The sequence below is a fragment of the Lentimicrobiaceae bacterium genome (assembly GCA_028697555.1).
Taxonomy (GTDB): Bacteria; Bacteroidota; Bacteroidia; order Bacteroidales; family UBA4417; genus UBA4417.
This window is the reverse complement of sequence record JAQVEX010000079.1, coordinates 1-6,487: the sequence shown is the minus strand read 5'-3', so window position 1 is coordinate 6,487 and position 6,487 is coordinate 1. Positions and strand designations below refer to the sequence as shown.

The window sequence follows — 6,487 nt, the reverse complement described above, 5'->3', positions numbered from 1 at the left end:
TTGTACCGACCTGAAGACGGGATTTTGGTTGCTTGGAAAAAGAACTTCTAAAAATTTATTTTAAAATCTGAAAACAATGAAAACAATAAAAATAATAATTGCATTAGTATTAATTACAGTATTAGCATCATGTTCGATGAACAAAAGTGACTCTGATAGCGGTATTAGTCCAAACAACAGTAGAGCCGGCTCGCTTGCTCGATTTAATGTTGTTGACGATTACCTTTACACAGTTACAACTAGTGAACTTAACACAATAAGTCTAATCAACAAAGAACATCCGGTAAAGGTAACGAGCAATCTTTTGAATTTTTATACCGAAACCATTTATGCGTATAACGACCTACTTTTGTAAGGTACCGATAACGGAATGTACGTATATTCAATCGCCGATAAAAGTATTCCTGCATACAAAACTTTTTTCGAACACGTACGCTCATGCGACCCTGTTGTTGCTCAAAACGGATATGCATATCTTACCCTAAACACTAACAACTACAGATGCTTTAGCGGAAGTAATTTGCTTCAAATCATTGACATTTCTGATATTAATAACGTTACCCTTAAAAAAGAATATAATTTGGAAGCACCAAACGGATTGGATATAAACAATGACACTCTGTACATTTGCGACAATGGTATCAAAATTCTTGATGTTAGCGATAAACAAAATCCCCAAAAAATTGCTTCAATACGTGATATTTCGGCTAAAGACGTAATATACAATAATGGAATACTTATTGTTACCAGTAACGAAGGTTTAAAACAATATAAATACAAAAACGGCGTTTTAGAATTATTAAGCTCGATTTCAGCATCGAGATAAAATTATTAATCGAAAAATAATATTAAAATATAACCGAATGAAAAAGACAAACATTTTAATCATTTTAATTGCAGCTATAACATCATTTAGTGGTTTATACGCTCAAAATAGCGAACAAATAACTGTAAACAAAAATGCCGTTGGTATAGCACCTGTTGCGGCTTTTAGAAGCGGATTAAGAATTGAATACGACCGAAGCATCTCTAGTGATGGCTATAACTGGCTGATTATTGCTCCGACATTCTATATTTCGGCAAACGGATATTATGAAACTTACTACAATGATCCTGTTGTTGGCTACGGAATTGAAATAAAACACCGTCGCTTTATTTCTCAAAAAACTACTAAGCCCGGAGGTTTTTACTTTCAGTACGGACCAATGTTTCAGAACTACTTTTTTAAAGACAAAAAACCTGTAAACGTAAATTTTGTTGAAGGTGGTAATGAGTACACCACAGTTGAATATAAAGACGTCGACGTTGTTGTAAGTCGTGTGGGAGCTACCATTCAGGTGGGTTACCAATGGTTAATAGGAAGACATTTTTACATTGATGCCTTCGCAGGAGTCGGTATCAGAGTTTCTTTTGATAATTTTAACAGTGGCATTTCGCCATGGTACAACGATACATGGGTAGATATGGCGTACTCCGGAACACTTTTAAATACAGGTGTTAGATTCGGATTCGCGTTTTAGTTTTAATTGTAATTTAATTCAACAAGTGTAAGTTAGTTGTTGAAGTAAAAAGAAAAAGGTGTTATGATTCTTAATAAACATAACACCTTTTCTTATTTAATTTACTCTATTAGTATATGTCGTAGTTTTGTGGCATTAGAGCTTGTACGCCTTCCATTTGTTTAACTTGCTTAATCATTTGGATGTAGTTGTAGTACTCGCCAAATTCGTTTTTAATTTTAGTTTCCGACATATTGCTTATCGATTCCATAATTAATTCCATTGGGTCTTTCCTTTTGGGATATTCAACCACTCTGTATGAGTCCAATTTAGCCAAATTTGCAGCTTCTGCAACGGCAGCTTTAAGTCCGCCAAATTCGTCGACAAGCCCTATTTGTTTAGCATTAATACCGCTCCAAACACGACCTTGACCGATATTATCAACATCAGCGACTGACATATTTCTGCCTTCGGCAACACGACTTGTAAAAACCGTATAAATATCTTCAATGTTTTTAGTTAAAAACTGCGTTTCTTCTGCTGTCAATGGACGAAGTCCGGAAATATAATCGGAATGCTTATTGGTTTTAACCTGATCGAAAGTTACTCCTAATTTATTGCTAAAAAACTTTTGAATGTTAGGAATTACTCCAAACACACCAATAGAGCCTGTTAGCGTTGTTGGGTTTGAAAAAATTTTGTCGGCAGGACAAGCTATATAATAGCCACCCGAAGCAGCTACATTACCCATTGAAACTATAAACGGTTTTACTTCTTTGGTTAGCTTAGCTTCACGCCAAATTACTTCCGAAGCCAAAGCGTCGCCACCGGGTGAATTAATACGAAATACAACTGCTTTTATTTTGTCGTCATTTCTGGCTTTGCGTATTAGTTTGCTTATTTTTTCATCGGAAATAACTTCGCTACTGGCACCACTGCCTTTTCCTTTAATAATATTACCCGAGGCGTAAATAACGGCTATTCTGTCTTTGCTTATTTCAGATACTTTTGCATTTGCCGATGAAAAATATTCGCTAAGTTTTAAGAATTTTATACTCTCTGTATCTTTGGCTTCCGTTTTGTTGGCAATGGTTTGCAAAACCTGATCTTTGTAAACCAATCTATCTACAAGCTTATGTTCCAATGCATCATCGGCACTATTGATTAAATATTGTTCGGCAATATTGTTCAATTCTTCAACCGAAATATCTCGTTTTTGAGAAATTTGCTGTAGGATATGCTGCCACATACTTCCTAAAAACACTTCGGTTTGCAAACGATTTTCAGGGCTCATTTTGTCCTGAATAAAAGGTTCTACAGCACTTTTAAACTTACCATGACGTATAATTTGCGGTTCAACATCTAATTTTTTTAGCAATCCGCTGAAAAAGGCTACTTGAGTTGCCAAGCCTTTAAATTCCATACCACCAACGGGATTCAAGAAAACGCTGTCGGCAACCGATGCAATATAATAACCTTTTTGAGATAAATTATCGGCGTAAGCGTAAATAAACTTACCCGATGATCTAAAATCCATAAGTGCATTGCGGACTTCTTCTAAGTTTCCAAATCCGGTAGGAACTGCACTTATGTCCATAAAAATTCCGGAAATGCTTGGATCTTCCGCAGCTTTATCCAAAGTTTTTACAACTTCATTTAATGTCATAGCCTTTGATGTGCTGAAATCGGAATAATCGAAAGTTGCAAAAGGATTATCGCTGTATTTATCTTCAATACTAATATCCAAAGGCAGTGTTAATACAGTGTTTTGCGACACTTTTACTTCTTCTGATTTTGCAAATTTCATTGCAGAAGCTATCATTCCCATAAAAATGATAAAAACTACCACGCTTGCCAATATAAAGCCCAACATGGAAGCGAACATAAATTTAAAAAACTGTTTCATAATTGTATAATTTTTCTGTTTAAGGTTATACGTAACTTGCACATTTGTAGCTATCCCACAGTTGGTTTGGTTTCAAGCTATAGTATAAGTTTTACAACCTATCGTTTTATTTTATCCAACAAAGGTAGTACATTTTATTTAAGTTTTTGTGTTTTTTTTATTAATTCTTATTTCAGAAATCGGTTTTAAATTATTGATAATTGTCTTACTTTTGTTTTCTGAAAATTTACATCATATGGCAATAGTTTATTTGAGCATAGGAAGCAATGTGGGAGACAGGCTGAGCAACATTATTAATTCGGTAAAACTGATTGAAGATTTTGCCGAAGTAATAAACTATTCGTCAATTATTGAAACCAAGCCTTGGGGATACAATTCTGATAACTTGTTTCTGAATGCCGCCATTAAAATTAAAACCGAACTCAGTTGCGAGATGCTTTTGCAAAAATTACTGTCGGTTGAAAAAACTTTGGGTAGAGTTAAAACTAAACCCGAATACGAAGACAGAATTATTGATATAGATATTTTGTTTTACGATAAAACTATTGTAAAAAGCAAATCTCTAACGATTCCGCATCCGCATATACAGGACAGGCGTTTTGTTTTAGAACCGCTTAACAGTATATGTCCTAATTTTAAACATCCAGTATTAAATTTGAATATTAATACATTGCTGAAACGCTGCCCCGACAAACTACTGACGAGCATGCACACATCAAGAAAGCAAATTAATCAACTTTTGAAAAATGAAAACAAATCCGTTTCCTTATAAATATATAGCAATAGAAGGTATAATAGGCGCAGGAAAGACTACTCTGACAAAAAAAATAGCCAACGATTTTGGTTCTAAACTGATTTTAGAACAATTTGAAGAGAACTCGTTTTTGCCAAAATTTTACAAAGACCCAGCCAGATACGCTTTTCCATTGGAATTATCTTTTTTGGCTGACAGGTATCAACAACTGAAATCAGTATTATCTAAGCCCGATTTGTTTTATCCTAACACAATAGCCGACTATTTTATTTTCAAATCGCTGATTTTTGCACAAAACAACTTAAGCGACGACGAGTTTATTCTGTATTCAAAACTTTTTACAATAATTGAAAACACTTTGCCCAAACCCGACTTGTTGGTATATCTGCTTTTGAGTCCCGAAAAAGCTCTGCAAAACATTAAAAAAAGGGGAAGAGATTATGAGCAAAATATTGAGATTTCGTATCTGCAAAACATCCAAGAAAACTACTTAGACTACATAAACAAGCAAAATCACCTTCGTGTTGTTATAATAAAAACTAACGAACTCGATTTTGTAAATAACAGCGAAGATTACGAAAAAATTTTGAATATAATTTCTAAAAACTACGATAAAGGTGTGCACTCGGTTTAGTCGGGAAATAGGAAAATTGAACAAGTATTAAAAATTGCAAAAAAAGGAAAAAAGGAAAGAAATTATACCGCATTAATAAAAAAAGGTGTACCTTTGCAGACCAATTCGGGGTGTGGCGCAGTTGGCTAGCGTACTTGCATGGGGTGCAAGTGGTCGTCAGTTCGAGTCTGACCACTCCGACTAAAAGAAAGGCATCTGAACAGATGGACAGATGCCTTTTTACTTAACTGTACACAGCTATTATAACTAAATTACTAATATAACTAACATAACTTTTTAATCAACTTAAGTACTTTTTATTATGGAAAAGACAGAACTCATTAAATGCTTAATTATCGGTTCGGGACCTGCCGGATATACTTCAGCTATATATACAGCCAGAGCAGGCTTAAAACCCGTATTATACACCGGTTTACAAATGGGCGGACAGCTCACTACAACTACCGAAGTGGAAAACTTTCCGGGCTTCCCCGAAGGTATTGACGGTAATACCTTGATGGAAAATATGATGAATCAGGCTAAACGCTTTGATGTAGATATCAGGTTTGGAATAATTAACGAAGTAAACCTAAAAACCTATCCTTTTGAAGTTGTAACCGACGACGGCAAGCAAATTAAAGCCGAAAGCTTAATAATAGCAACGGGAGCCACAGCACGTCGCTTAGGCATTGAATCGGAGAAAAAATATAACGGACATGGCGTTTCGGCTTGTGCTACTTGCGACGGTTTCTTTTACAGAGGTGCCGATATTGCTGTTGTTGGTGGTGGCGATACTGCCTGCGAAGAAGCTACCTATTTGGCAAAATTGGGAAGAAAAGTTTACATGATAGTACGCCGCGACGAGTTTAGAGCAAGCAAACCTATGCAAGAAAGAGTTTTTAAAACTCCGAACATTGAAGTTTTGTGGAATAGCGTTACCGACGAAATATTAGGCGATGGCAACGTAGTTACAGGCGTTAGAATTAAAAACGTTAAAACTAACGAAACAAGAGAAATTGATATTCAAGGATTTTTTGTAGCCATTGGTCACGTTCCTAACACTGATATTTTTAAAGGTCAGCTTGACTTAGACGAAGCCGGATATCTTATCACAAAACCCGATAGCACACGCACCAATATTGAAGGTGTTTACGCAGCTGGCGACGTTCAAGACCGTGTTTTCAGACAAGCTATTACCGCTGCTGCCACAGGCTGTATGGCTGCTCTTGAAGCTGAAAGATGGCTTGCCGAAAAGGAATAAGCAGAAGTTTATTAGCTTAAAATTCGGGTAGTTTTATTTCATATAAATCTAAAACGGCGTCTTCGTCTAGTTTTACTATCCTATCTATTCGTCTATTATATTGATGATACCAGATTTCTATGTATTTTTTGTCGTAATAATATAATTGTACGGTATAAAACAGGAAAATTCTTGAACCCAAGTTTTCACCTTCGTTTAATACGTTCATTATAAACGTTAAGTTGAAATGATTATTTAAGAAATCGTTTCCGCTCATTTTATCGTTTTTAATAGTGCAAAGTTAATTATTTATCGTTGTTGTACGGGAAATATCTATAATCAAAGATGCTATTGGCTATTGGCTATTAGCCATTAGCTGGATTTTGCCAACGGCTAAAAGCCAAAGGCTAACGGCTATAAACCTCGTAACATCTTTTGCTAAAATTTATTTACCCACCATAACAACAATTGTTAT

The 6,487-nt window shown here is 35.3% G+C and carries 8 protein-coding genes and 1 tRNA gene; 7 read left to right on the top strand and 2 right to left on the bottom strand.

The features are described from left to right. The first annotated feature begins 76 nt into the window (after positions 1–76). Genes PHP31_09745 through PHP31_09735 form a run of 3 tightly spaced genes read left to right on the top strand, consistent with a single transcriptional unit; the run spans position 77 to position 1,520 of the window. The gene (locus PHP31_09745) at positions 77–355 is read left to right on the top strand and encodes a hypothetical protein (GenBank protein ID MDD3739558.1); all 279 of its coding nucleotides are present in this window, start codon (positions 77–79) and stop codon (positions 353–355) included. 15 nt (positions 356–370) lie between these two features. After that, on the top strand, positions 371–826 hold the full coding sequence (locus PHP31_09740) for a hypothetical protein (protein ID MDD3739557.1): 456 nt from the start codon (positions 371–373) through the stop codon (positions 824–826). Positions 827–863: 37 nt separating this feature from the next. Next, positions 864–1,520, top strand: coding sequence for a hypothetical protein (locus PHP31_09735; protein ID MDD3739556.1), 657 nt, complete (start codon positions 864–866; stop codon positions 1,518–1,520). A gap of 109 nt (positions 1,521–1,629) precedes the next feature. Here the strand turns inward: PHP31_09735 and sppA are convergent, their stop codons facing one another. Then, positions 1,630–3,405, bottom strand: a complete 1,776-nt coding sequence (gene sppA / locus PHP31_09730; protein ID MDD3739555.1) for a signal peptide peptidase SppA — start codon at positions 3,403–3,405, stop codon at positions 1,630–1,632. Between the two features lie 235 nt (positions 3,406–3,640). Here sppA and folK point away from each other — a divergent pair, with 235 nt between their 5' ends. The 4 genes from folK (at position 3,641) to trxB (ending at position 6,033) form a co-directional block, all read left to right on the top strand. Beyond that, positions 3,641–4,177, top strand: a complete 537-nt coding sequence (gene folK / locus PHP31_09725) for a 2-amino-4-hydroxy-6-hydroxymethyldihydropteridine diphosphokinase (protein MDD3739554.1) — start codon at positions 3,641–3,643, stop codon at positions 4,175–4,177. Next, positions 4,152–4,793 (top strand): deoxynucleoside kinase, encoded by a 642-nt coding sequence (locus PHP31_09720; protein ID MDD3739553.1) that lies wholly within the window; start codon positions 4,152–4,154, stop codon positions 4,791–4,793. Before folK ends, PHP31_09720 begins: the two co-directional genes overlap by 26 nt. Before the next feature lie 106 nt (positions 4,794–4,899). Beyond that, a tRNA-Pro gene (locus PHP31_09715) sits at positions 4,900–4,973 on the top strand. A 121-nt stretch (positions 4,974–5,094) separates the two neighbouring features. Beyond that, on the top strand, positions 5,095–6,033 hold the full coding sequence (gene trxB, locus PHP31_09710) for a thioredoxin-disulfide reductase (GenBank protein MDD3739552.1): 939 nt from the start codon (positions 5,095–5,097) through the stop codon (positions 6,031–6,033). Between the two features lie 16 nt (positions 6,034–6,049). Here trxB and PHP31_09705 read toward each other — a convergent pair whose 3' ends face one another. Further along, complete coding sequence (locus PHP31_09705; protein ID MDD3739551.1) at positions 6,050–6,289, bottom strand: hypothetical protein; 240 nt, start codon at positions 6,287–6,289, stop codon at positions 6,050–6,052. Between the last annotated feature and the right edge of the window lie 198 nt (positions 6,290–6,487).

Bases quoted from the DNA above. Each gene is read 5' to 3' on its own strand.
- PHP31_09745 (MDD3739558.1), top strand. From the start codon at position 77: ATGAAAACAATAAAAATAATAATTGCATTAGTATTAATTACAGTATTA.
- PHP31_09740 (MDD3739557.1), top strand. From the start codon at position 371: ATGTACGTATATTCAATCGCCGATAAAAGTATTCCTGCATACAAAACT.
- PHP31_09735 (MDD3739556.1), top strand. From the start codon at position 864: ATGAAAAAGACAAACATTTTAATCATTTTAATTGCAGCTATAACATCA.
- sppA (MDD3739555.1), bottom strand. From the start codon at position 3,405: ATGAAACAGTTTTTTAAATTTATGTTCGCTTCCATGTTGGGCTTTATA.
- folK (MDD3739554.1), top strand. From the start codon at position 3,641: ATGGCAATAGTTTATTTGAGCATAGGAAGCAATGTGGGAGACAGGCTG.
- PHP31_09720 (MDD3739553.1), top strand. From the start codon at position 4,152: ATGAAAACAAATCCGTTTCCTTATAAATATATAGCAATAGAAGGTATA.
- trxB (MDD3739552.1), top strand. From the start codon at position 5,095: ATGGAAAAGACAGAACTCATTAAATGCTTAATTATCGGTTCGGGACCT.
- PHP31_09705 (MDD3739551.1), bottom strand. From the start codon at position 6,289: ATGAGCGGAAACGATTTCTTAAATAATCATTTCAACTTAACGTTTATA.